Genomic DNA, 23925 nt, shown 5'->3' with positions numbered 1-23925 from the left:
GCGCCGCCCGCTCACCCCACCGACGAATACGAGACCACGCCGCGGCGCAGCCCCTCGATCGCCTTGCGCGCCGTCCCGCCGACCTTGCTGTCGTCCGGGGCGGCGGCGGCGATCTGGCCGAGCACGTCGACCAGTTGCTTGATCCAGCGGACGAAGTCGCCGGCCGGCAGGTCGGCCTCGCCGAGCACCGCGTCCAGGCTCAGCCCCGACGCCCACGAGTACGCGGTCCAGGCGAAGCCCAGGTCCGGCTCGCGCAGGAAGTCGAGGTGGTGTTGTCCCTCCAGCGCGTCCAGGTGCCCCCACAGCCGCACCATGTCGGCCAACGCGGCATGCGCCGCGCCGCCCGGCAGCTTGGGCGCCATCGCGTCGTCCGGCTGCCGCGACTCGTACACCAGCGCGGACGCGCACGCGGCCAGCTCCGCCGGCGTCAACTCCTCCCACAGGCCCTCGCGCAGGCACTCGGCGGTGAGCAGGTCCAACTCGGCGTAGATCCGCGCGAGCCGGCGCCCGTCGTCGGTGACCGTGTCGCCCTTGAGGTAGTCCAGGTCGGTGAGCATCGCGCAGACCCGGTCGAAGGTGCGCGCGATGGTGTGCGTACGGCCCTTCATCCGGCTCTCGATCACCTGGGTGTCGCGCAGCAGCCGGTGGTAGCGCTCCGCCCAGCGCGCGTGCTCCTCGCGGTCGTCGCACCCGTGGCACGGGTGCTGCCGGATCGCCTGCCGCAGCCGGGCGAGCTCGGGATCGTCGGCCGCCGGCGAGCGCTGCTTGCGGGCCCGCGGCTGGTCCACGTGGCCGGCCTTGGTGCGCAGCGAGGACGCCAGGTCGCGGCGCGACTGCGGGTTGCGCGCGTTGAACGAACGCGGAATGCGCAGCCGGTCGAGCGCGGTGACCGGCACGGGGAAGTCGATCCCGGCCAGTCGGCGGGCCTGCCGGTCCGAGGTGAGCACGAACGGGCGCGGCCCCTCCGGCCCCTGGTCGGTGCCCGGGTCCAGGACCACCGCGAGGCCCGCGTACTTGCCGGTGGGCACCACGATGATGTCGCCGGGCTTGAGCTTCTCCAACGACGCGGCGGCCGCGGCCCGGCGCTGCGAGACGCCCTCGCGGGCCAGTTCCGTCTCGCGGTCCTTGAGCGCGCGGCGCAGCCGCCCGTACTCGGCGAAGTCGCCCAGATGGCAGGTCATCGCCTCGTGGTAGCCGGCCAGCCCCTCCTCGTTGCGCTGCACCTGGCGGGTCAACCCGACCACCGAGCGGTCCGCCTGGAACTGCGCGAACGAGGTCTCCAGGAGCTCGCGCGAGCGGTGCCGGCCGACCTGGCCGACCAGGTTGACCGCCATGTTGTAGGACGGCTTGAAGGAGGACCGCAGCGGATAGGTGCGGGTGCCCGCCAGCCCGGCCAGGTGGCCCGCGTCGAAGCCCTGGTGCCACAGCACCACCGCGTGGCCCTCGATATCGATGCCGCGGCGCCCGGCGCGTCCGGTGAGCTGGGTGTACTCGCCGGCGGTCAGATCGGCGTGCGTCTCGCCGTTCCACTTGACCAGCTTCTCCAGCACCACCGAGCGGGCCGGCATGTTGATCCCCAGCGCCAGCGTCTCGGTCGCGAACACCGCCTTGACCAGGCCCTTGACGAACAGTTCCTCGACGACCTCCTTGAAGGTCGGCAACATGCCCGCGTGGTGCGCGGCGATGCCGCGCTGGAGCGCCTCCAGCCACGAGTGGTAGCCCAGCACGTGCCGGTCCTCGTCCGGGATCCCGGTCGTGCGCGCCTCCACGATCGCGCGCACCTCGGCCCGCTCCGCCTCGCCGTTGAGCCGCAGGCCCGCGTGCAGGCACTGCTGCACGGCCGCCTCGCAACCCTTGCGGCTGAAGATGAAGGTGATCGCGGGCAGCAGGCCCTCGGCGTCGAGCCGGTCGATCACCTCCGCGCGGCTGGGCGTCCAGATCCGGCTGCGCATCGGCCGGGTCTCCTGGCCGCGATTGCGCCGGTAGCGGTCCTGCGGTCGGCCCGCCCGCTCGCTCTCCATCCGGCCCAGCCGGATCAGCTCGGGGTTGACCTCGGTGTGGTTCTCGTCGGTGAACAGGTCGTAGGTGCGGTTGCCCGCGATCACGTGCTGCCACAGCGGCACCGGGCGGTGCTCGGAGACCACCACGGCGGTGTCGCCGCGCACGGTGCCCAGCCAGTCGCCGAACTCCTCGGCGTTGCTGACGGTCGCCGAGAGCGAGACCAGCGTGACCGATTCGGAGAGGTGGATGATCACCTCCTCCCACACCGCGCCGCGGAAGCGGTCGGAGAGGTAGTGCACCTCGTCCATCACGACGTAGCCCAGGCCGTTCAACGCGTTCGAGGACGCGTAGAGCATGTTCCGCAGCACCTCGGTGGTCATCACGATCACCGGGGCGTCGCTGTTGACCGAGTTGTCCCCGGTGAGCAGGCCCACGTTCGCCGCGCCGTAGAGCTTTTGGAAGTCGGCGAACTTCTGGTTCGACAGCGCCTTGATCGGCGTCGTGTAGAAGCACTTGCGGCCCTGTTCGAGCGCGAGGTGCACGGCGAACTCGCCGACCACCGTCTTGCCCGAGCCGGTGGGCGCCGCGACCAGCACACCCTTGCCGCTTTCCAGCGCGCGACAGGCCTCGACCTGGAAGGGATCGAGGCCGAAGGGGTACTGCTCGCGGAAGGCGTGCAGGCTCGTCCGTTCGTCGGCGGCTCGGCGGCGGGAGGCCGCGTAGCGCTCGGCGGGGGACATCTGGGTGTCGCGGTCCGTGCCGCGTGCGGGATCGAGAGGCATCTCGTCAAGCAGACTACCGGCCGGGACCGACGGCTGTGATCACCTTTTTTCGATCTTGAAAGGCAGCTCGATCTTGAAAGGCGGCTCGATCCTTGGAGGCACCCCGATCCCGAAAGGCGGCTCGACCTCGAAAGGCGACTCGCTCCCGGCGGACGGCGCGAACTCGGCGCGGCCCGATCCCGGCAGGCGGCCGGCCGAGCCCCGCGGCTCAGTGGCGCGGCGCGGGCACCAGGACCCGAACCGCCGCCGGCACGCAGTCCGCGGTCAGCGGCAGCGCGCCCAGCCGTTCGCCGTCGGCCCACCCGCTGAGTCCGCGCGCGCTCAGCGACACGGTCGCGGCGCGGTGCACGGTGACCAGCGGGTGGCTCACGTGCCCGCCGCCGTAGACCTTGGGGAACACCCGCAGCAGCTCGGCCCGCCCGCAGCCGGCCACCACCGTGACGTCGAACAGGCCGTCGTCGAGGTCGGCGTCCGGGCACATCCGCATGCCGCCGCCGTAGGAGCGACCGTTGCCCACCGCTATCAGTGTGGCCTCGACGTCGACGGGTTTGCCGTCCAGCTCCAGCTCGTAGGCGATCGGCTCGAGCGCGCCCAGCTCGGCCACCAACGCGGCGTTGTAGCGGGTCCGCCCGCGGGCCCAGGTCATCCGGTTCGCGCGCTCGTTGACCCGCGAGTCGAATCCGGTGCACAGGATCGTGCCGAACCAGCGCTCCCCCGCCCGCCCCAGGTCCACCGGCCGCGTGTGCAGATCGGCCACCACCCGCGCCGCGCCGGCCACGTCGCCCAGCGGCAGGTCCAGCGCCCGGGCGAAGTCGTTGCCCGAACCGATCGGCACCACGCCCAGCGGCGTGCTCGTGCCCGCCACTGCCTGCAACGCGGCCGCGACCGTGCCGTCACCGCCTACCGCGACCACGGCCGCCACCCCGCCGCGGACCACCGCGCGCAGCCGGGCGACGCCCTCCGCGGCACCGGGAGCGGACACCTGATGCGGTGTCAGCCCCCGGTCACGGAGCAGATCGGCCGCGAGCGACGCGGCCTTGAGGCCCCGACCACGACCCGCGGTGGGGTTGACGAATACCGCTATCTCCCGAGACACAAGGCGCGAGATTAGCCCACCGGACCTCAGGTGATGTCGTCCACCCTGGTCGAGAGACCGGCCTGCGGCTCGTCCGCGACGGTGCTCGGCCGCTCGACCGGGCGCACCGAGGTGTCCAGGACCGACGCCTCGTCGTCGTCGAGGTCGGCGCCGAACACTTCCGCGTGCCGTTTGCCGCGCCGGCGGTCGTTGAACCAGGCCACGATCAGCGCGATCCCGTACAGCACCGTGATCGGGATCGACAGCAGGATCATCGTCAGCGGGTCGGTGGTGGGGGTCGCCACCGCGCCGAAGACGAAGATGCCCATCACCACCCAGCGCCACCAGCCCGCGAGCTGCTTCGCGGTGACGACCCCGCCGAAGTTCAGCATGATCAGCACGAGCGGCAGCTCGCACGCGATGCCGAACACCACGACCATGCGGATGACGAAGTTGAGGTAGTCGTCGAGCTGGATCTGGTTGCTGGCATCGGTGAGGGTGAAGTCCAGGAGCACCTGGAGGGCGTGCGGCAGGATCCAGTACGAGAAGTAGGCGCCGCCCAGGAACAGCGGCACACCCACGCCGACGAAGGCCAGCGAGTACTTCTTCTCGTTCTTGTGCAGCCCCGGCGCCAGGAAGGCCCACATCTGGTAGAGCCAGATCGGTGAGGCCGCGATGATGCCGGTGGCCAGCGAGATCTTCAGGGCCATCGAGAACGGCGAGAGCACGCCCTGCTGCACCAGGACACCCTGGCCGCACTTGGTGACGCCGGTGCCCTTGACGTTCTTGAGGTCGCAGACGGGGTCGACCAGGAAGGCGCCGATGTCCTCGTAGAAGAACGCGGCGACGATGGTCACGACAATGATGGCCAGGAGCGCCTTGACGAGCCGATTGCGCAGTTCGCGCAAGTGCTCCATGAGGGGCATGCGCCCCTCGGCGTCCTTGATCTTCTTCTCTTTCGGGCCGGACTTTCGTCCGCGCCCTGCCTTGTCAAGCACCTTGAGGGCCGACTCCTAAAAGGCGCGTGGCGGATATCAGCGACGGTTGTGGTCGGGCTCGCCGACCGGCCGTGCCTCGCTCACGTCGCCCGGAGCCGCCTGGATGGTGCGCGGCGGCGTCTCGGTGGTCTTGGCGGTCTTGTCGGGCGCGGGGGCCTCGGTCGCCCCGTCGTCCTTCATCGCCTTGGTCTCGCTCTTGAGGATGCGCAGCGAACGGCCCAGCGCACGCGCCGTGTCCGGCAGACGCTTGGCGCCGAACAACAGCACGACCACAACCAGGATCAGGATGATCTCGGGCCAACCGAGCTTGCCAAACAGCATTGTCAGTACCTCATTGCCGGGGCCGGGGGGTTACGGGTTCGATCGTACGCCGGTGCGTCTTACACCTGTGCAACGCAATGGTGGCGAACAACTGCACCGGACGTAACCCCCAGGGGTCACGTGTGCGGATCACTGTCGGTGAGAAGCCGCGGCGCGAGGATGCGGTACGGCGCCGCGCCGTACCGTCGGGCCACCGGCCGCGTCCAGTTCGGCGGCGGCCTCGGACAGTCGCGCGGAGGCGTCCGCGACGGTCGCCCCGAGGTGACGCACGTCACCGAACAATCGCCAGGCGAACCAGCCGATGACGCCGAGTCCGGCGAGGACGAGCACGATGAAGACGAGGACCCACGGCAACATGCGGCGACCCTAACAGCCCCCGCTCCCGCCGCCGCGCTCCGCCGCTCAGCGCGCGACCTGCATCGACGGCACCCCGCCGTCGGTGAGCAGTTCGACGATCCGCTCACCGGCCGGCCGGCGCACCGAGTCGGCGCAGGTGGGGCAGCGGAACAGGTAGAAGGACTTGTTCGGTCGGAGCACCAGCCGTAGCTGATCCGCCGTCAGCTCGACGCGTCCGCAAACCGGGCAGCGCGCCGTGAACGTCGACACCGTGGGCCTCCTCGCAATCTCGGGAAGGTTGTCGTCGGTGGTACCGGGAGTGCCGCTGGGCCGCGACCGGGCGATGTGCCGTTTTTGGACAATCGCCCCCGGTCGCGGCGAATCAGCCGGCCTGGTCCGCGTAGGCCGCGAGCGCGGCCGAGGCGGTCCGTCGTACATCGTCCACCAGCTCCGGCGGAGAGATCACCCTGCCGTGCCCGCCCAGGCGCAGCGCGAGCCGCCGGATCCCGGCCGGGTCGGGCGTGCGCAGGGTCAACCGCAGGCCGCCGTCGGCCAGCTCCTCGACCTTGTCGTAGCGGTAGTACTCGGTGACCCAGCGTCCGCCGGGCCCGAGTTCGAGCACCACCTCGATGCCGTCCGCGGCGGTGGGCGCGAAGCCGTCCGCCAGGTCCAGCGGCTCCACCGGCTGCGGCTCGGACGCCTCGTCCAACAACACCGCCTCGGCGACCCGGTCCAGCCGGAACAACCGGCGACCCTCGGCCTGCCGACACCACGCCACCAGGTAGGTGTGCCCGTCGACCAGCACCAGCCGGATCGGGTCCACCTCCCGCTCGGTGATCTCGTCCCGGCGCGGCACGTAGTAGCGCAGCCGCAGCCGGCGCCGCTCGCTCACCGCGCGGTCCATCGTGGCGAACGCGGACTCCTGGGCGGCGTCGTCGCCCTCGAACTCCACGGTCACCCCCTCGGCGGCGCGCGCGGCCTCGCCGGCCGCGTCCTCCAGCTTGGCGGTCACCCGACCCAGCGCGACCTTGTCCCGCTCGCGCAGCCCGGACAGGCCCGCCAGCGCGCGCAGCGCCACCAGCAGGGCCAGCGCCTCGTGCGGCGCGAGCCGCACCGGGCGCACCGGCGCGTCGGCGTTGTCCAGGAAGACCCGGCCCTCGAAGTCGACGTGCGGCTCGAGCAGATCGTCGGCCATGAAGCTGGTCCCGCACATGTGCAGCGTGCCCAGGTCCGCCTCGACCTGCGCGACCGGCAGGCCGAACGCCCGCGCGACGTCGTCCAGATGCGTGCCGGGGCGCTCGCGCAGGTAGGCCACCAGCGACAACAGCCGCCGGGTGTCGTCGATCGCGTTGCTCATCCGACCTTCACCTGTCCCGTCGCCTCACCGGCGGCCTCGCGCAGTTGCGCGACCACGGCCTCGCGCAGATGGGGCGGCTCCAGCACGACCACGTCGGGGCCGAACTCGGCGAGCCAGTGGTGCAGTCCGTGTCCGTGAATCAGTTCCAACTCGTCCCAGCCCTCGCCCGCCGGCACCACCGCACTCGCCCGGGCGCGCAGCGGGAACCCGGCGCCGGTGCGAACCCGGATCCGGGCGATGCCCTCGCCGCCCTCGCCGGCGAAGCGCGCGACCTGGCCGCGCACGTCCACCTTCTCCGGCACCGCGGCCCGGAACTGCTCCTTGAGCGGCTTCGGCTTGGGCTTGTCGGCGATCCGGTCGAGCCGGAACACCCGCTGTTCCTCCCGGTCCCGGGAGAAGCCCACCAGGTACCACCGGCCGCGCCAACAGCTCATCCCCCACGGCTCCACCACTCGCGGCGTGGCCTCGGCGGCACCGGAGCGGCGGTAGGCGAACTGGATCGGGCGGCGGGTGCGCAGCGCGTCCAGCAGCGGCCCGAAGGCCGGCTCGCGCGCGGTCACCCGGGGCTCGACGCTGGTCAGCGGGGCCGAGTCGATCTCCACACCGGCGGCCTTGAGCTTGTACAGCGCGCCGGTCGCGGCCCCGGCCAGCGCGGACTGCTGCCAGGCGCCGGCGGCCAGCGCGAGCGCGGCGGCCTCCTCGGGGTCCAGCTCCACCGGCGGCAGCGCGTTCTTCTCGGGGCGGATCCGGTAGCCGTCGGCGGACTCGATCAGCGGGTCGTTGGCCCCCGTCTCGACGATGAAGCCGAGTTCGCGTACGTCGTCCTTGTCCCGCTCGAACATGCGGTCGAAGGCCTCGTCGGACGTGCACAGCCGATACGACTCGATCGACTGCCGCAGCTCTTCCTTCGTGACGTAGCGACGGGCGGCGAGCAGACACATCACCAGGCTCACCAACCGCTCCTGCTTCGGAATCGCCATCAGATCCCAGTCCCTCCCACAAGGCGCAGCCCCGACCGTACCGCGTTCGGCGCGTCGGTTGGTCCCGCCCGGCAATCCGGCCCTCCGGTTCGCCCGGCGACACCGGCCGGCGTTAGGCTCCCGGACCGTGATCACCTGGCGACGCGGCGAAGTGACGGCGATCCGACGGGCCTGGCGCGGAGCGGTCGAACTGACCGCGGCCGTACCGGAACCGGCCCCCGCGCGCGAACTGCGCGCGATCGCCTACCCGCACCTGACCGGCACGCCGCAGGTCGGCGACACGGTGCTGCTCAACACCACCGCGCAGGACATGGGCCTGGGCACCGGCGGCTACGCGCTGGTGGTGGCGCTGCCCGATCGGCTGCCGCCGGATCCGCCGCCGGGCCCCGGGCACGTGGTCAAGGCGCGCTACACCCCCATGCAGGCGGTCGTGCTCGGCGTGGACGAGCAGGACTCGCCGCACCACGCGACGCTGCGCGACGCGGACTCGCTGGAGGGCATGCCGGTACTGGTCGCCGACCTGCACTCGGCGCTGCCCGCGATCTGCGCCGGGATCCGCCTCGCGCGCCCGCACGCGCGTGTGGTGTACGTGATGACCGACGGCGGCACACTGCCGCTGTGGTTCTCGATGACCGTCGACACACTGCGCGAACACGACTGGCTGGCGGGCACCGTGACGGTGGGCCAGGCACTCGGCGGCGACCTGGAGGCGGTCACCCTGCACACGGGTCTGCTCGCGGCCCGGCACGTCCAGGGCGCGGATCTGGCGATCGTCGCGCAGGGGCCGGGCAACCTGGGCACGGGCACGCCGTGGGGCTTCTCCGGGGTCGCGGCGGGCGAGGCGATCAACGCGATCGCCGCGCTCGGCGGCCGACCCGTGGCCTCGCTGCGGATCTCCGACGCGGACGGGCGCGAGCGCCATCGCGGCGTCTCGCACCACTGCCTGACCGCGTACGGCCGGGTCGCGCTGGCCCGGGCCGACGTGATCGTGCCGACCCTGCCCGAGCCGCTGGCGAGCCGGGTCGCGGCGGACGTCGAGCCGCTGCGCGCCGGGCACGACGTGCACACGGTGCCGGTCGACGGCCTGGACGCGGCGCTGCGCGCCACACCGGCCCGGCTGTCCACGATGGGCCGGGGCCTGGACGCCGACCACGCCTACTTCCTGGCCGCCGCCGCGGCCGGCCGATTCGCGGCCGAACTCCCGGCCCAAGGCCCGCACCAGGGCCTCGGAACGAACGCGGGCCCCGGCCCGCGCTGCTCGCGCGAACCGGGGCCGGGTGCGTCGTACGACTAGCCGACCTTCATCAGGTCGACCACGAAGATCAGCGTCTCGCCGGGCGCGATCGCGCCGGGCGCGCCGCGGTCGCCGTAGGCCTGGTGCGGCGGGATGACCAGCTTGCGCCGGCCGCCGACCTTCATGCCCTGCACACCCTTGTCCCAGCCCTCGATGACCTGGCCGATACCCAGCCGGAAGTCGAGCGGGGCGTTGCGGTTCCAGGACGCGTCGAACTCCTCGCCGGAGGAGAAGGCCACGCCGACGTAGTGCACGCTGACGTTCTGGCCCGCCTGGGCCACCGCGCCGTCGCCTTCCCAGATCTCGGTGATCTCCAGCTCGGCGGGCACGCCGCCCTCGGGGAAGTCGATCTCGGGCTTCGTAAGCTCTTTCACAGCGTTTCCGTATCCGTTCGAGTGCTGAATGCGGGGTCCAACCTATCGGGCGGATCGCCCGATCCGGTGCGCGACGGGCCGTCAGGCCGCCGTGCCGCCCAGGGCGTCGATGATGTCCACGACGAACACCAGCGGCGAGTTCGGCGGGATCTTCTCGCCGGAACCCTCCGCGCCGTACCCCTTGTCCGCCGGCAGGACCAGCAGCACGCGGCTGCCGACCTTCTGCCCGACCAGACCCTCGTCCCAACCGGTCACGACCTGGCCGACGCCGATCTTGAACGCGGTCGCGCCGCCGTGGTCCCACGACGAGTCGAACTTGGTGCCCTTGTCGAACAGCGCGCCGGTGTACTGCGCGACCAGCGTCTGACCCTTTTGGACCACCGGGCCGGTGCCCTCGATCAGCGGCTGGACGGTCAGCTTGGTCGGCGCGGCCGTGCCCGGCGGGATGGTGACCTCCGCGGCCTTGCCGGACTCGACCTTGGCCACCGGGAGGCCGGCCGGCGGGGTCACCGCGGCGCCCTTGGCCTCGGCCTTGGGGTCGATCGTCTTGGTCGACTTCAGGTCCAGCATCAGCACGACGGCCTGCTTTTCCTGGGTGACCTTGGCCGGCACCACCACGAGCATCCGGGTCCCGGTCTTCTTGCCGATTATCCCCTGCCCGATCTCCTTCAGGAGCTCCTGGCTGCCCGCCTGGAAGACCTCGGGAGTCTTGGTGTCGTACGAGTTGCCCGCGTCCGTGCCGTCCCAGTTCTTGCCGACGGTGTCCGCGACGACGTAGTCGTCCTTCTTGATCACGTCACCGGTGCCCTCGATGAGGATCTTGGACGTCGTCTTGTCGCCGGACTTCCCCTTGGGGATCTTGATGTCCGGCTTCTGCCCGAAGGCTCCGGTCACGATCGGTGTAACGGTTTTTCCTCCGTCGTCATCGCCACACGCGACCGCGGTGAAGGCCAGTGCGGGGACCAGAAGGAGCGCAGCGAGACGGCGCACGATGTTCCTCTGCTGAGATGGACAAGGACCGGGACACTCTATGGGGTTCGGATGTGAGGACGACGTGAAGACGACAACCCTGTTCAGGCCACCTCGCGGCCGGGCCGCTTGAGCCGGGCGGCCCAGCGCCCGTCCTCGGCACGCACCGACAGCGGGATGCCGAAGCACTCGCTCAGGTTGGCGTCGGTCATCACCTCGTGCGCCGGCCCCGCCGCGACCGTCGCACCCCGGCGCAGCAGCAGCGCGTGCGTCACCGAGCTGGGCAGTTCCTCCAGGTGGTGGGTGACGATCACCAGGGTCAGCCGCGGCAGCTCGCGGGTCAGCGAGTCGATCGCCTCCAGCAGTTCCTCGCGACTGGGCAGGTCCAGCGCGTTGGCCGGCTCGTCCAGGAGCAGCAGCCGCGGGTCGGGCATCAGCGCCCGGGCGATTCGGGCCCGGCCGCGCTCGCCCTGCGAGCACACCGCGATCTCCCGGTCCGCCAACCGCTCGAGGCCCAGCAGCGCGATCAGCTCGGCGGCCCGGGCCCGCTCGGCCGGCCCGTACCTGCCGTACAGCGGCTGCACCGTGCCGGTCGCCCCGGTGAGCACGTAGTCGGTCACCTTCAGGTACTCGGGAATGCGCAGTGCCGCGTTGACCGCGCCCACCTGCGCGCGCACCTCGCGCACGTCCACCCGGCCGAGCTGCCTGCCCAGCACGGTCACCGTGCCGTTGCCGGGGAAGCGCAGCGCGCCGGCCAGGGCCAGGATCGTGCTCTTGCCCGCGCCGTTGTGTCCGAGCAGCGCCCAGCGCTCACCCTCGCGGACCGTCCAGTCCACGCCGACGAGCATGTCCGTGCGCCCGCCGGGCCCGTGCGCCCACACATCCACCGCGTCGAGCTCGAAGACCGGTGGAGCGATGTCCCAAGTAGGTGTATCGACCATCGAGCAAGCATGCCAGTCGCCCGCCCGCTCCCGGCTTCGGGAGGGGGCGGGCGACGGCTTCGTCTCACATGCCGGCCGGCGCGGGTCGAGACCGCCGGCCCTCGATCACCGTCGGTGATCACCACGCGGCGATCACATGCCGGCGATCACATGCTGGCGATCAACTTCTCCACCCGGTCGTCCACCGACCGGAACGGGTCCTTGCACAGCACGGTGCGCTGCGCCTGGTCGTTGAGCTTGAGGTGCACCCAGTCGACGGTGAAGTCGCGCCGCTGCTCCTGGGCCTTCTTGATGAACTCGCCGCGCAGACGCGCGCGAGTGGTCTGCGGCGGCAGCGACTTCGCCTCGAAGATCTTCAGATCGTTGCCGATCCGGTCGATCTGCCCGCGTCTCTCCATCAGGTAGTAGAGACCGCGGCGCCGGTGGATGTCGTGGTAGGCGAGGTCGATCTGGGCGACCCTCGGCGAGGACATGGGCAGGTTGTGCTTGGCCCGATACCGCTCGATGAGCTGGTACTTGATCACCCAGTCGATCTCGCGCCCGACCAGGTCCAGGTTGCCGGAGTCGATCGCGTCGAGCGTGCGCTCCCACAGATCGAGCACCTTCTCCACGGTGCCGGTGCGAATGCCCCGGCGATCCGCGAACTCCTGCGCCTTGGTCAGGTATTCCCGCTGGATGTCCAGCGCGCTGGCCTCGCGGCCGTTGGCCAAGCGCACCTTGCGCGATCCGGTCATGTCGTGACTGACCTCGCGGATCGCCCGGATCGGGTTCTCCAGGGTCAGATCCCGCATCACGATCCCGGCCTCGATCATCCGCAGCACCAGGTCGGTGGAGCCGACCTTGAGCAGCGTGGTGGGCTCGGCCATATTGGAGTCGCCGACGATCACATGCAGCCGCCGATAGCGCTCGGCGTCGGCATGCGGTTCGTCGCGCGTGTTGATTATCGGACGGGAACGGGTCGTGGCCGAGCTGACGCCCTCCCAAATGTGCTCGGCGCGCTGGCTCACGCAGTACACCGCACCACGCGGCGTCTGCAGCACCTTGCCCGCGCCGCACAACATCTGACGGGTCACCAGGAACGGGATGAGCACATCGGCGAGCCGGGAGAATTCCCCGTGCCGCGCCACCAGATAGTTCTCGTGGCAACCGTAGGAGTTGCCGGCGGAATCGGTGTTGTTCTTGAAGAGGTACACGTCGCCCGCGATGCCCTCTTCGTGCAGCCGCCGTTCGGCGTCGACGAGGAGACCTTCGAGAATGCGCTCACCGGCCTTGTCGTGCACGACAAGTTCCGGCACCGAGTCGCACTCGGGCGTCGCGTATTCGGGGTGGCTGCCCACGTCCAGATACAGCCGGGCCCCATTGCGTAGGAAGACATTGCTGCTTCGGCCCCACGAAACGACTCGGCGGAAGAGGTAGCGCGCCACCTCGTCCGGGGAGAGCCTGCGCTGCCCCCGGAACGTACAGGTGACGCCGTACTCGTTCTCCAGCCCGAAGATGCGGCGGTCCATGCGGCAACATTACGCCGACGACGTGCCGTTCCGGGACAACTCCGCGTCGGTGGTTTCCACCAAATGGATCACGTTTGAAATCAGCCGGCCCCGACCGGCCAGCAATACCAGCAATCCCAGGCCCGCGCCGACGCTCGCGACCGCGAACGCGCCCCGCGCGCCGGCCACTTCGCCGGCCCAGCCGGCCAGCCCCATGCCCAGTGCCGAACCCGCCCCGATCGCTGCCACCAGCCACGCGAACGCCTCGGTCACCGTGCCGCGCGGCGCCAACTCGTCGATCAGGGTGAACACGCACGCGATCGCCGGTGCCAGGAACACTCCGGACAACACCGCGAGCGGCACCATCAACCACGGCCCGGGCACCGCCGTCAGTGGCAGGTAACACACCGTCAGCCACAACATGAACCACGACAACCGACGCGCCGGCGGGGTCCGCCAGGCCCGCACCCCGTGCACCAGACCGCCCAGCAGCGCGCCGAAGGACATCGCCGCCAGGAAGACCCCGGACAGCGCGCCGGAACCCTCGTGGTCGGCGTACGCCACGGCCGCGACACTGAGCACCCCCAGCGCGATGCCCGCCAGCGTGAACGCGACCAGGACCACGCGCAGACCGGCCGAACGCAGCGCGCCCGCCCAGTGCGGGGTGTGCCGCTCGCCGCGCCAGACCCGGGAGGGCCGCGCGGTGACCACGATCAGGGTGCCCGCCACCCCGATCAAGCCGGTCAGCAGCACGGCCAGCTCCGCCGAGGCCACCTGCACCACGACCACCACGATCAGCGGCCCCACGGTGAACAGGATCTCCTGCGCGGCGGCGTCCAGGGCGTACGCCGCCTGCACCCGCTCGGGGGTGAGCACCGAGGGCCACAACGCGCGCAGGCCCGCCTCCAGCGGCGGCGTGGTGAAGCCCGCGATCAGCACCGCGCCGACCGCGAGCGGCAGCGGATGGGCGCCCACGAGCGCGAACACGGCGTAGGCCAGCGCCGAGACCAGCGCCGAGCCGAGCAACACGCCGGTCTGTCCGCGCCGATCCATCCACCGGCCGAGCACCGGCTGCCCGGCCGCACTCGCCAGGCCGTAGACCGCGGACAGCGCGCCCGCGAGCCCGTAGCCGCCGCCGTCCGCGCGCACCAGCAGCAGCACCGCCAACGCGCCCATGCCGTTGGGCAATCGGCCGAACAGCGTGCCGCCGAGCAGACGGGCCGCGTAGGGCACCCGCAGCAGGTCCAGATAGGTCCGCATCCGCGGGTACCACCCTCCCGTGCCGCACCCGACACGTCCGCATACCGTCCAGTCATACGTATGACTATCGGCTACCACTGTGCCTGCCGGCGCACCGGCATGGCAAGCGGTTCTACGCTGGGCCCGCCCCGTCCCCGAGACCGCGCCCGAGGTCCCCTTGCCGTCGCCCCAGCCCCCCGCCGGTCGCCCGACCAGCAAGGACGTCGCCAAACACGCCGGCGTGTCGCAGTCCACCGTGTCCCTGGTCCTCGCCGACAAATGGCACGGCCGGGTCTCCCCCGCCACCGTCGCCGCGGTCCGCGACGCCGCCGCCGCGCTCGGCTACCGGCCCAACAGCTCGGCCCGGTCGCTGCGCCTGGGCCGGACCCGCACCGTGATGCTCGTCGTGCCCGTGCTGACCTCGCCGTTCTTCGGCGCGGTGCACACCGGGGCGGCGCGGGTCGCGGCCGAGCGGGACTTCGGCGTCGTGGTCTACCCCACCCGCGACGGCATCGACCTGAGCCCGAACCCGTTCTCCTCGGCCGCCATCGACGGCGTGCTCGCGTCCTCGATGGCCGTCGAGCCGCTGGACGTGCTGCGCTCGGCCGGGCCGGGCGGCGAGGACCTGCCCCTGGTGATGCTGGACAGCGAGCCCGGGCGCGGCGTGCCGACCGTCAACGACGACGTGGCCGAGGGCATGCGCGCGTTGGCCGGATTCCTGGTCGGGCTGGGCCACCGCAGGGTCGCCCGGCTGGGCTCGGCCGTGCGGACCTGGACGTTCCGGGCCCGGGACAACGCCTTCCGGGCCGCGCTGGGGCCCGCGGAGGTGGTCGCCGAAGCCGTCGCTCCGCTGACCCTGGACGGCGGACGCGAGGCCGCGCTGACGCTGCTCGCGTCGCCGGCCCGGCCCACCGTGCTCGTCTGCGACGACGACCTCCAGGCGGCGGGCGCCTACAAGGCCGCCCGCGCGCTCGGGATCCGGGTGCCCCAGGACGTGTCGGTGACCGGGTTCGGCGACCTGCGCTACGCACGCGTGGTCGAACCCGAACTGACCACGGTCCGGCTGCCCGCCGTCGAACTGGGCGCGCGCGGCATGACCGCGCTGCTCGACCTGCTGGACACCGGCGACGCGGGCCCGGACGTGGTGCTGCCCGGCGAGCTCCTGGTGCGCGGCTCGACCGCGCCGCCCGCGGCCGGCTGAGGCCGCACCGGTCCCGACACGCGTCAGGGCCCGCGCACCGACGCGGTACGCGGGCCCTGTGACGTGCGCGGGACTACTCCGTGCCGGCCTCCGGCGTGGCCTCGGGCGCGGTCTCGGCCGCGTCCTCCGCCGCCGCCTCGCCGGCCGGTTCCGCCTCGCCGAGCAGGCGGGTCAGCTGACCGCCCACCAGGCGCTTGAACTTGCGCTGCTGCGGCCGGGTCCGGTCCAGCGTGGCGACCTCCAACTGGGAGGCCGTGATCGAGCGCTTCTCGCCGACGCCGTCGCGCGAGAGCGCGTCGACCGCCACCTTGAGCGCGGCCTCGAGGGTGAGCCCCTCGCGGTGGCTGCGCTTGAGCTGCTCGGTGATCTGCTCGACGTTGCCGCCCATCGCGACGTAGTTGTGCTCGTCGGCCACCGAGCCGTCGTAGGTGAGCCGATAGATCTGGTCGTCCTCGGGCGCGCTGCCGACCTCGGCGACGATCAGCTCCACCTCGTACGGCTTCTCGCCGCCGCTGGAGAAGATCGTGCCCAGCGTCTGCGCGTACACGTTCGCCAACCCGCGGGCGGTGACGTCGTTGCGCGCGTACGAGTAGCCGCGGATGTCGGCGTAGCGCACGCCGCCGATCCGCAGGTTCTCGAACTCGTTGTACTTGCCCACCGCGGCGAACGCGATGCGGTCGTAGATCTCACTGATCTTGTGCAGGGCGCGAGAGTAGTTCTCCGCCACGAACAGGATGCCGTCCGCGTAGGTCAGCACGACCACACTGCGGCCGCGGGCGATGCCCTTGCGGGCATAGTCGGCCCGGTCCGCCATGGCCTGCTGCGGCGACACATAGAAGGGCGTCGTCACCGTGGAGTCCTTTTCGTCGGAGCCGGTCTCGAAGGGTCGGCTGTTCGGGTCCTCGACATCGGGGTCACGTCAGCGGCGCGGTCGGGCCGTTGGGGTCGTCCATCCGCGCGTCGACCACCGTGCGGACGATCGCGCCCACCTCGTCCGAGGAGAGCCGGCGGATGCCGTCCTCGGTCACCAGCGTCACCACCGGGTAGATCCGCCGGGTCAGGTCCGGCCCACCGGTGGCGGAGTCGTCGTCGGCCGCGTCGTAGAGCGCCTGGATGCACACCGTCACGATGCCGTCGGCGTCCAGACCGGGGCGGTACAGCTTCTTCAGCGCGCCTCGGGCGAACAGCGAGCCCGAACCCACCGAGTGGAAGCCGTGCTCCTCGGACCGGCCGCCGGTGATGTCGTAGCTGAAGATCCGCCCGGTCCCGCCGTCCACGTCGTAGCCGGCGAACAACGGCACCACCGCGAGACCCTGCATGGCCATCCCGAGGTTGCCGCGGATCATCTGCGACAGCCGGTTGGCCTTGCCCTCGAGGGACAGCGTGGTGCCCTCGATCTTCTCGTAGTGCTCCAGTTCGACCTGGAACAGCCGGACCATCTCGACCGCGAGCCCGGCGGTGCCGGCGATGCCCACGACCGAATACTCGTCGGCCGGGAACACCTTCTCGATGTCCCGCTGCGCGATCAGGTTCCCCATCGTGGCGCGCCGGTCGCCGGCCATCACCACGCCGCCGTCGAACGTCGCGGTCACGATCGTCGTGCCGTGCGGCGCCTCGATCGTCACGGGCTGCACCGGAGGCGTCCTACGCGCGGGCAACAGTTCGGGCCGGTAGGCGTCGAGAAATTCGGCGAACGAGGACGACCCGGGGGTCAGGAAGGCAGCCGGTAGACGCCCGGTGCCACGAGTGTTGGCTTCCACACGATCCCTTCCACATAGGTTGCGGCCCGGCGCAACGCGTCGGGTCGATCCTTGAACATGCCCAGTGCGGCATTGCAGTTGAAGCAGAGTACGGCTCGGACCCTACCGGTTTCGTGATCATGATCGACGTGTTCGGGCCTGGCTGCGACACAGATCGGACATACGCCCATTTGGTCGGCGCGCATGCGCCGCAGGTCGGCCTCGGTGAGGCCGTATTTGCGCATGAAGTATCCGGCTCGACTGTCGATTTTGCGACATGATTTACAGCTCGCCGCCAGACCGTCCCATTGCCGGGAACTTTTATGCCATTCGGAGTGCGGTTTGATCTGTTCACATTTCGGACAACGCTTATGTCCGTCCGGCACATCCACCTTCGGACGAACCTTGAATCCCGCGCGCTCCCGCCGGGCACGATAACTTTGCGCACTACGCCTTCGGTTGCACTCACGGCAATATAATGAAAGCCCGTCAGGACTCGCTGCGTTAGATCCGAAGTCCTGAGCGGGCTTCCATCCCTTACAGTCAGGGCAATTCTTGCCCGATTTCAAATCGGACATTTACCCCTATTCACCACCCTTTTGGACAAATCCCCTAACGAATTCCTCAGCGTTCTCCTCGAGCACCTCATCGATTTCGTCCAATACCGAGTCGACGTCGTCCGTCAACTTCTCGTGTCGTTCCTGCACGTCGGACTGGGCCTCGGTAGTGGTCTCGTCGACCTCTTCCGAGCGCTTTGTCGCGCGCTGTTGACCGCCGCTGTCCTTAGTGGCCATGTCACTCACCCCACCTTGTGATCATTTCCTTGAACCGGTGCTTATCCATTCCCCGGAGGGCCTACACCCCCGATCCCGAAGGAGCGGGGGTGTAGGTGCCAACGAGTGTCGGATGCCGTGTGTTCCGGAAGGGGATTTATCCGTTCATTCGCTTTGTTCCCGCGAACGAGCGAGGTCACCCACCCGTGAGGGCGCGGACCAGATCCTCGGCCGTACGGCAGCGGTCCAGCAGGTCCTTCACGTGGGCCTTCGTCCCGCGCAGCGGCTCCAGGGTGGGTACCCGCTGGAGCGAGTCGTGACCCGCGACGTCGAAGATCACCGAGTCCCACGAGGCGGCGGCCACCTCGTCGGCGTACTGCTCCAGACAGCGACCGCGGAAGTACGCCCGGGTGTCCTCCGGCGGCAGGTGCACCGCGCGCTGCACCTCGGCCTCGCCGGCGATCCGCTCGAAGCGGTCCTCCAGCTTGTTGTACAGGCCCTTGTCGGGCCGTACGTCCGCGTACTGGAGGTCGACCAGGTGCAGCCTCGGCGCGTCCCAGTCCAGGGCGTCCCGCTGTCGGTAGCCCTCCAGGAGTTGCAGCTTGGCCACCCAGTCCAGCTCGCGCGCGAGCGACATCGGGTCGGCCTCCAGGCGGGCGAGCACCGACTCCCAGCGGTCGAGCACGTCGGTGGTGTCCGCGTCGACATCCTTGCCGAACCGGTTCTCCACGTACTTGCGGGCCAACTCGAGGTATTCGAGCTGGAGCTGGATCGCGGTCAGCTTGCGGCCGTTGCGCAGCGTGATCAGCTGCTTGAGGGTGGGGTCGTGGGAGACCTCGTGCAGCGTGCGCACGGGCTGGTCCACGGTCAGGTCGTTGCCCAGGAAGCGGTCCTCGATCATCGACAGGACCAGCGCGGTGGTGCCGAGCTTGAGGTAGGTGGACACCTCGGACAGGTTCGCGTCACCGATGATCACGTGCAGGCGCCGGTACTTCTCGGCGTCCGCGTGCGGCTCGTCGCGGGTGTTGATGATCGGCCGCTTGAGCGTGGTCTCCAGGCCGACCTCGACCTCGAAGTAGTCCGCCCGCTGGCTGATCTGGAAGCCGTGGGCGGAGCCGTCCTGGCCGATGCCGACCCGCCCCGCGCCGCAGATCACCTGGCGGGAGACGAAGAACGGGGTCAGGTGTCGGACGATGTCGGCGAACGGCGTGGCGCGCTGCATGAGGTAGTTCTCGTGCGTGCCGTAGGACGCGCCCTTGTTGTCGGTGTTGTTCTTGTACAGCAGGATCTGCTGCCCGCCGGGCAGCTCGGCGGCGCGCCGCGCGGCCTCGGCCATGATGCGTTCGCCGGCCTTGTCCCAGATCACCGCGTCGCGCGGGTTGGTGGTCTCGGGCGCGCTGTACTCCGGGTGGGCGTGGTCGACGTAGAGCCGAGCGCCATTGGTCAGGATCACGTTGGCGAGACCGACGTCCTCGTCGGTGAGCTGGCTCGAGTCGGCCAGCTCGCGCGCGAGGTCGAACCCGCGCGCGTCGCGCAGCGGATTCTCCTCCTCGAAGTCCCAGCGGGCCCGCCGGGCCCGCTGCATCGCTGCGGCGTACGCGTTCACGATCTGGGAAGACGTCAACATCGCGTTGGCGTTCGGATGTCCGGGTACGGAGATCCCGTACTCGGTTTCAATGCCCATCACACGCCGGACGGTCATGCGACCCCCTCGTCCCTCACCCGGCCGGTACCCGAGTCACACTCTCCGTGATCCGGGTACACCCTGGTCATGCTGCCGAGCCTATTGCCGTTGGATTGCCTTGGGGATACGGCCGGAACTATTGCCCTGTGCGGAAGTGTCGTCCCGGCACGGCGCCGCGGCCCGTGTTCGACCTGAACACGGGCCGCGGCATCGGTGGTCAATCGGTACTCGATCGGGATCAGAGGTACTGACCGGTGTTGGCCACGGTGTCGATGGAGCGACCGGCCTCGTCGCCCTGCTTGCCCGAGACCAGCGTGCGGATGTAGACGATCCGCTCGCCCTTCTTGCCGGAGATCCGCGCCCAGTCGTCGGGGTTGGTGGTGTTGGGCAGGTCCTCGTTCTCCTTGAACTCGTCGACGCACGCGGCGAGCAGGTGGGCCACCCGGATGCCCTTCTGGCGGTGCTCCAGGAAGTCCTTGATCGCCATCTTCTTCGCGCGACCGACGATGTTCTCGATCATCGCGCCGGAGTTGAAGTCCTTGAAGTACAGGGTCTCCTTGTCACCGTTGGCGTAGGTGACCTCCAGGAAGCGGTTCTCGTCGTTCTCCGAGTACATCCGCTCCACCGCGACCTGGATCATCCCGGTGACCGTGGCGGCCCGGTTGCCGCCGTGTTCCACCAGGTCGTCGTCGTGCAGCGGCAGCGAGACCTTGAGGTACTTGGCGAAGATGTCCTTGGCCGCCTCGGCGTCCGGACGCTCGATCTTGATCTTCACGTCGAGCCGGCCCGGCCGCAGGATGGCCGGGTCGATCATGTCCTCGCGGTTGGAGGCGCCGATCACGATGACGTTCTCCAGGCCCTCCACGCCGTCGATCTCGGACAGCAGCTGCGGGACGATGGTGTTCTCCACGTCCGAGCTGACGCCCGACCCTCGGGTGCGGAAGAGCGAGTCCATCTCGTCGAAGAAGACGATGACGGGGGTGCCCTCGCTGGCCTTCTCACGAGCCCGCTGGAAGACCAGGCGGATGTGCCGCTCGGTCTCGCCGACGTACTTGTTGAGCAGTTCGGGACCCTTGATGTTGAGGAAGTAGCTCTTGCCCTGTTCGTTGCCCTGGGCCTCGGCCACCTTCTTCGCGAGCGAGTTCGCGACCGCCTTGGCGATCAGCGTCTTGCCGCAGCCGGGGGGGCCGTAGAGCAGGATGCCCTTGGGCGGGCGCAGCTCGTGTTCCTTGAACAGGTCGGGGTGGAGGTAGGGCAGCTCCACCGCGTCGCGGATCATCTCGATCTGGTTCCGCAGACCGCCGATCTTGGTGTAGTCGATGTCCGGGACCTCTTCGAGGACCAGCTCCTCGACCTCGCTCTTGGGAACCCGCTCGTACACGTAGCCCGATCGGGAATCGAGCAGGAGCGAGTCCCCCGCGCGCAGCGGGGAGTCCATCAGCGGCTCGGCGAGGCGCACCACGCGCTCCTCGTCGGTGTGCCCGATGACCAGGGCTCGTTCGCCGTCCTCGAGCAGTTCCTTGAGCATCACCACGTCGCCGACCCGCTCGAACTCCATCGCGTCGACCACGTTCATGGCCTCGTTGAGCATGACCTCCTGGCCACGCTGGAGTTCGTCGAGTTCGATGTTGGGGCTGACGTTCACCCGGAGCTTGCGCCCGCCGGTGAAGATGTCCGCCGTGCCGTCCTCGTTGGCCTGTAGGAACACGCCGAACCCCGAGGGGGGTTGGGCGAGTCGGTCCACTTCCTCCTTGAGGGCCACGATCTGGTCGCGGGCCTCCCTCAAGGTCGCGACCAATCGCTCGTTCTGTGTGGTCATACCGGCCAAGGACGTCTGAAGATCGACGACCCGCTCCTCGAGCAAACGGCTCTGGCGCGGTGAGTCGGCGAGCTTGCGACGCAGGACGGCGACTTCCTGCTCTAGAAAAGAAACCTGGCTTACGAGGTCGTCCGTACCCCGAGCCGGCCTCCCACCACGGTTCATGTCGTCGTCGTGGACTGCCACGGCCCTCACCTCCTCCTGGGAGCTGCGACGTCTCCGACCCTACCTACGGCAGGAGGGGTTGAAACCCCTTGATCAGCAAGACTGTCCGGGCGTGTCCGATCTTCACCCGTGCGATTGCCCCCACGCTTGTGAGGATCAGATACCCACCTCACCACCTCGGGAAGCAGCCGCGAGTAGGGTCTGTTGGTCGCGTGTCGATACGAATCGGTGAAGAGAGAGGCCGCATGTCCGCGGAAAACGAACCCCTCGAGGTCTGGATCGATCAGGATCTCTGCACCGGGGACGGCATCTGCGTCCAATACGCGCGAGAGGTCTTCGAGCTGGACATCGACGGCCTCGCGTACGTCAAGGGCGACGACGACGAGCTGCGCACCGAGCCGGGCGCGGTGGTCCCGGTGCCCGCGCCGCTGCTGGTGGAAGTGATCGACGCCACACGCAAGTGTCCCGGCGATTGCATCCACATGCGCCGGGTTTCCGACGGCGTCGAGGTGTATGGGCCGGACGCGTCCTGAATTCCGCTTCGTACACCGCTGTCTGGCGACGCGTCAGATCCGTTGGGCACCGAGCGGGGTGAGTCGCCAACGGAGCGTGCCGTCGACGTCGGGGCAGCAGCGGGGGACGTCCGGGCCGGACCAACCCAGGGTGTGCGCGGTGATCGAGTCGCCGTCCCGGGTGACGTCGCTCACCAGCAGGCCCTCGTCGGTGTCGAGCAGGGTGGCCACCAGCCGGGGTGTACCGGTGTCCGCGGCGGCGTAGGCCAGCAGCGCGGCGGGCGGGCTGCCGGAGCCGGCCGCGCACTCGACCCGGACCACGGTGGGGCCGGTCGGGTCGGTCAGCACGGTCTTGAGCTGTGCGCCCACGCCCGGGCAGTCGATCGGGAAGTCGATCCGCGCGAGCTCCGCCTCGGTGGGACCGCCGGCGGGTCGGCTGCGGGAGAGCGGCACGGCCTGCGCGGCCTCGGGCGCGCGCCCCGCCGACTGCCCCTGGTGGGACGTGCTCGTGGTGTGCTCCCCCGGTTGGATGGTGCGCGGCGCGGCCGGTGGATCCTGCTGATTGGGGCGGTCCCCGGCGGGCGCGGTGACCCCCGGTATGCCGCCGTCCAGGGAGGCCGCGGCCCAGATCACCAGGCCGGTGCCGACGATGAGCGCGAACACGATGGCCGCGGCGGCGAAGGCGATGCCGTTGCGGACGTCGGGGACCTCGACGCGCCGGGGCGCGGAGGGGTCGGATGGTGCGTCGGTGGTCACGAGCCCGCGGGTACTGTCGCCGCGCGCGGGCCGGGTCTCGGGGTGATCGTCCGCCACGGTGGACGACCTTATGCGGCGGGCCGGGTCCCGGTACAGGGTCCCGGCCCGCCTTGTCTCAACCATTGCCTGACGATGGGTCAGGATTCGAGCGGGGTACCGGCCTCCGCGCCGGGGCCGGCGTAGTCGTCGCCGTAGGAGCCCTTGGACGGACGGCGCCGGCGCAGCGGCGGCTCGACCCCGTCGGCGAGGCGCCGGGCGGTGACCAGGAAGCCGGTGTGGCCGATCATCCGGTGGTCGGGGCGGACCGCGAGGCCCTCGACGTGCCAGGAGCGGACCATCGACTCGAAGGGCTGCGGCTCGGTGAAGCAGTTCATCACGCGCATGGTCTCCACGGTGCGCGAGAGCTGCGTGGTGGTGGCCACGTAGCAGCACACCAGGCCGCCGGGCGCGAGCGCCTTGTAGACCGCGTCCAGGCATTCCCAGGGCGCGAGCATGTCGAGGATCACCCGGTCGACCCCGGTCTCCACGAGGTTGTCCTGGAGGTCCCCGACGGTGAGCTTCCAGGCGGGGTGGGGGGCGCCGAAGTAGCGCTCGACGTTCTTGCGGGCGATGTCCGCGAAGTCCTGTCGGCGTTCGTAGGAGGCGAGCTGCCCGGTGTCGCCGATGGCGCGGAGCAGGAAGGTGCTCAGCGCGCCGGAGCCGACGCCGGCCTCGACGACGCGGGCGCCGGCGAAGATGTCGGCCATCGCGAGGATCTGGCCGGCGTCCTTCGGGTAGATCACCGCGGCGCCGCGGGGCATGGACAGGACGAAGTCGGGGAGCAGAGGTCGCAGCGCGAGGTAGTCGGTGTTCCCGGTGGACCGTACGACGGTCCCTTCGGGAGCGCCGATCAGCGCGTCGTGTTGAAACGAGCCCTTGTGGGTGTGGAACGCCTTGCCCGCTTCGAGCGTGAAGGTGTGGTGGCGGCCCTTGGGATCGGTCAGCTGAACCTGGTCCCCGACCTGGAAGGGTCCGCGCCTGCGCGCGGCACCGGTCGGTTCGGACATGGGGGTCAGCCTAGTCGGTCGTGGGCGACGCTCCGACGCGTGGGTGCGGGCCCCGTGGGGGTCAAACCGGGACTCG

Annotated in this window: 24 protein-coding genes; 3 read left to right on the top strand and 21 right to left on the bottom strand. The window is 70.2% G+C overall.

From position 1 onward, the window contains the following. Nucleotides 1-11 precede the first annotated feature (11 nt). From ACWCPW_RS36575 to ACWCPW_RS36540, 8 genes are all read right to left on the bottom strand, one after another. Nucleotides 12-2783 carry a DEAD/DEAH box helicase gene (locus ACWCPW_RS36575; protein WP_449765872.1) on the bottom strand — a complete coding sequence of 924 codons (2772 nt, stop codon included), beginning with the start codon at nucleotides 2781-2783 and terminating at the stop codon, nucleotides 12-14. Nucleotides 2784-2991: 208 nt separating this feature from the next. Further along, entirely contained in the window at nucleotides 2992-3879 is an 888-nt protein-coding gene (locus ACWCPW_RS36570) for a YegS/Rv2252/BmrU family lipid kinase (protein WP_449765871.1), read from the bottom strand. Between the two features lie 26 nt (nucleotides 3880-3905). Further along, the gene (gene tatC, locus ACWCPW_RS36565; RefSeq protein ID WP_449765870.1) at nucleotides 3906-4856 is read right to left on the bottom strand and encodes a twin-arginine translocase subunit TatC; all 951 of its coding nucleotides are present in this window, start codon (nucleotides 4854-4856) and stop codon (nucleotides 3906-3908) included. Nucleotides 4857-4892: 36 nt separating this feature from the next. After that, nucleotides 4893-5174: a Sec-independent protein translocase subunit TatA gene (tatA, locus tag ACWCPW_RS36560; protein ID WP_449765882.1), complete on the bottom strand. Its 282-nt coding sequence runs from the start codon at nucleotides 5172-5174 to the stop codon at nucleotides 4893-4895. Nucleotides 5175-5306: 132 nt separating this feature from the next. After that, on the bottom strand, nucleotides 5307-5534 hold the full coding sequence (locus ACWCPW_RS36555) for a hypothetical protein (protein ID WP_449765869.1): 228 nt from the start codon (nucleotides 5532-5534) through the stop codon (nucleotides 5307-5309). Between the two features lie 45 nt (nucleotides 5535-5579). Further along, nucleotides 5580-5783, bottom strand: coding sequence for a hypothetical protein (locus ACWCPW_RS36550; RefSeq protein WP_449765868.1), 204 nt, complete (start codon nucleotides 5781-5783; stop codon nucleotides 5580-5582). A gap of 112 nt (nucleotides 5784-5895) precedes the next feature. After that, nucleotides 5896-6870 (bottom strand): helix-turn-helix transcriptional regulator, encoded by a 975-nt coding sequence (locus ACWCPW_RS36545; protein ID WP_395873025.1) that lies wholly within the window; start codon nucleotides 6868-6870, stop codon nucleotides 5896-5898. Beyond that, nucleotides 6867-7850, bottom strand: a complete 984-nt coding sequence (locus ACWCPW_RS36540; protein WP_449765867.1) for a helix-turn-helix transcriptional regulator — start codon at nucleotides 7848-7850, stop codon at nucleotides 6867-6869. Before ACWCPW_RS36540 ends, ACWCPW_RS36545 begins: the two co-directional genes overlap by 4 nt. Nucleotides 7851-7977: 127 nt before the next feature. On the opposite strand from ACWCPW_RS36540, the gene ACWCPW_RS36535 reads away from it, so the two are divergent. Beyond that, nucleotides 7978-9144 carry a DUF3866 family protein gene (locus tag ACWCPW_RS36535; RefSeq protein WP_449765866.1) on the top strand — a complete coding sequence of 389 codons (1167 nt, stop codon included), beginning with the start codon at nucleotides 7978-7980 and terminating at the stop codon, nucleotides 9142-9144. On the opposite strand, the gene ACWCPW_RS36530 is transcribed toward ACWCPW_RS36535, so the two are convergent. The 5 genes from ACWCPW_RS36530 to ACWCPW_RS36510 form a co-directional block, all read right to left on the bottom strand. Next, nucleotides 9141-9518, bottom strand: coding sequence for an FKBP-type peptidyl-prolyl cis-trans isomerase (locus ACWCPW_RS36530; RefSeq protein WP_449765865.1), 378 nt, complete (start codon nucleotides 9516-9518; stop codon nucleotides 9141-9143). The two genes, ACWCPW_RS36535 and ACWCPW_RS36530, sit on opposite strands and share 4 nt — an antisense overlap. Nucleotides 9519-9599: 81 nt before the next feature. Then, a complete protein-coding gene (locus ACWCPW_RS36525) occupies nucleotides 9600-10508 on the bottom strand; it encodes an FKBP-type peptidyl-prolyl cis-trans isomerase (protein ID WP_449765864.1) in 909 nt (302 codons plus the stop codon). A gap of 83 nt (nucleotides 10509-10591) precedes the next feature. After that, the gene (locus ACWCPW_RS36520) at nucleotides 10592-11428 is read right to left on the bottom strand and encodes an ABC transporter ATP-binding protein (RefSeq protein WP_449765863.1); all 837 of its coding nucleotides are present in this window, start codon (nucleotides 11426-11428) and stop codon (nucleotides 10592-10594) included. 146 nt (nucleotides 11429-11574) lie between these two features. Continuing rightward, nucleotides 11575-12936 carry a Pup--protein ligase gene (pafA, locus tag ACWCPW_RS36515; RefSeq protein ID WP_355532574.1) on the bottom strand — a complete coding sequence of 454 codons (1362 nt, stop codon included), beginning with the start codon at nucleotides 12934-12936 and terminating at the stop codon, nucleotides 11575-11577. A 9-nt stretch (nucleotides 12937-12945) separates the two neighbouring features. After that, entirely contained in the window at nucleotides 12946-14175 is a 1230-nt protein-coding gene (locus ACWCPW_RS36510; protein WP_449765862.1) for an MFS transporter, read from the bottom strand. A 157-nt stretch (nucleotides 14176-14332) separates the two neighbouring features. Between ACWCPW_RS36510 and ACWCPW_RS36505 the strand changes: the two genes are divergently transcribed. Beyond that, on the top strand, nucleotides 14333-15355 hold the full coding sequence (locus ACWCPW_RS36505) for a LacI family DNA-binding transcriptional regulator (RefSeq protein WP_449765861.1): 1023 nt from the start codon (nucleotides 14333-14335) through the stop codon (nucleotides 15353-15355). Nucleotides 15356-15428: 73 nt separating this feature from the next. Here the strand turns inward: ACWCPW_RS36505 and prcA are convergent, their stop codons facing one another. The 6 genes from prcA to arc form a co-directional block, all read right to left on the bottom strand. Then, on the bottom strand, nucleotides 15429-16205 hold the full coding sequence (prcA, locus tag ACWCPW_RS36500; RefSeq protein WP_449765860.1) for a proteasome subunit alpha: 777 nt from the start codon (nucleotides 16203-16205) through the stop codon (nucleotides 15429-15431). Between the two features lie 64 nt (nucleotides 16206-16269). Further along, nucleotides 16270-17115 (bottom strand): proteasome subunit beta, encoded by an 846-nt coding sequence (gene prcB, locus ACWCPW_RS36495; RefSeq protein WP_449765859.1) that lies wholly within the window; start codon nucleotides 17113-17115, stop codon nucleotides 16270-16272. After that, nucleotides 17067-17486, bottom strand: coding sequence for an endonuclease VII domain-containing protein (locus ACWCPW_RS36490; RefSeq protein ID WP_449765858.1), 420 nt, complete (start codon nucleotides 17484-17486; stop codon nucleotides 17067-17069). Before ACWCPW_RS36490 ends, prcB begins: the two co-directional genes overlap by 49 nt. Nucleotides 17487-17678: 192 nt before the next feature. After that, nucleotides 17679-17888 (bottom strand): ubiquitin-like protein Pup, encoded by a 210-nt coding sequence (locus ACWCPW_RS36485; RefSeq protein WP_360306356.1) that lies wholly within the window; start codon nucleotides 17886-17888, stop codon nucleotides 17679-17681. A 175-nt stretch (nucleotides 17889-18063) separates the two neighbouring features. Next, complete coding sequence (dop, locus tag ACWCPW_RS36480; RefSeq protein WP_449765857.1) at nucleotides 18064-19569, bottom strand: depupylase/deamidase Dop; 1506 nt, start codon at nucleotides 19567-19569, stop codon at nucleotides 18064-18066. Between the two features lie 220 nt (nucleotides 19570-19789). Continuing rightward, entirely contained in the window at nucleotides 19790-21556 is a 1767-nt protein-coding gene (gene arc / locus ACWCPW_RS36475; RefSeq protein ID WP_395873012.1) for a proteasome ATPase, read from the bottom strand. A 224-nt stretch (nucleotides 21557-21780) separates the two neighbouring features. On the opposite strand from arc, the gene ACWCPW_RS36470 reads away from it, so the two are divergent. Beyond that, nucleotides 21781-22068 carry a ferredoxin gene (locus ACWCPW_RS36470; protein WP_395873038.1) on the top strand — a complete coding sequence of 96 codons (288 nt, stop codon included), beginning with the start codon at nucleotides 21781-21783 and terminating at the stop codon, nucleotides 22066-22068. A gap of 33 nt (nucleotides 22069-22101) precedes the next feature. Here the strand turns inward: ACWCPW_RS36470 and ACWCPW_RS36465 are convergent, their stop codons facing one another. Next, the gene (locus ACWCPW_RS36465) at nucleotides 22102-22860 is read right to left on the bottom strand and encodes a hypothetical protein (RefSeq protein WP_449765856.1); all 759 of its coding nucleotides are present in this window, start codon (nucleotides 22858-22860) and stop codon (nucleotides 22102-22104) included. An 80-nt stretch (nucleotides 22861-22940) separates the two neighbouring features. Beyond that, nucleotides 22941-23849 carry a tRNA (adenine-N1)-methyltransferase gene (locus tag ACWCPW_RS36460; RefSeq protein ID WP_395873010.1) on the bottom strand — a complete coding sequence of 303 codons (909 nt, stop codon included), beginning with the start codon at nucleotides 23847-23849 and terminating at the stop codon, nucleotides 22941-22943. Nucleotides 23850-23925 lie beyond the last annotated feature (76 nt).

It is taken from the genome of Embleya sp. NPDC001921 (genome assembly GCF_053594475.1).
Note: the sequence above shows the minus strand (reverse complement) of the source record. Positions and strands in the feature narration are given on the sequence as shown.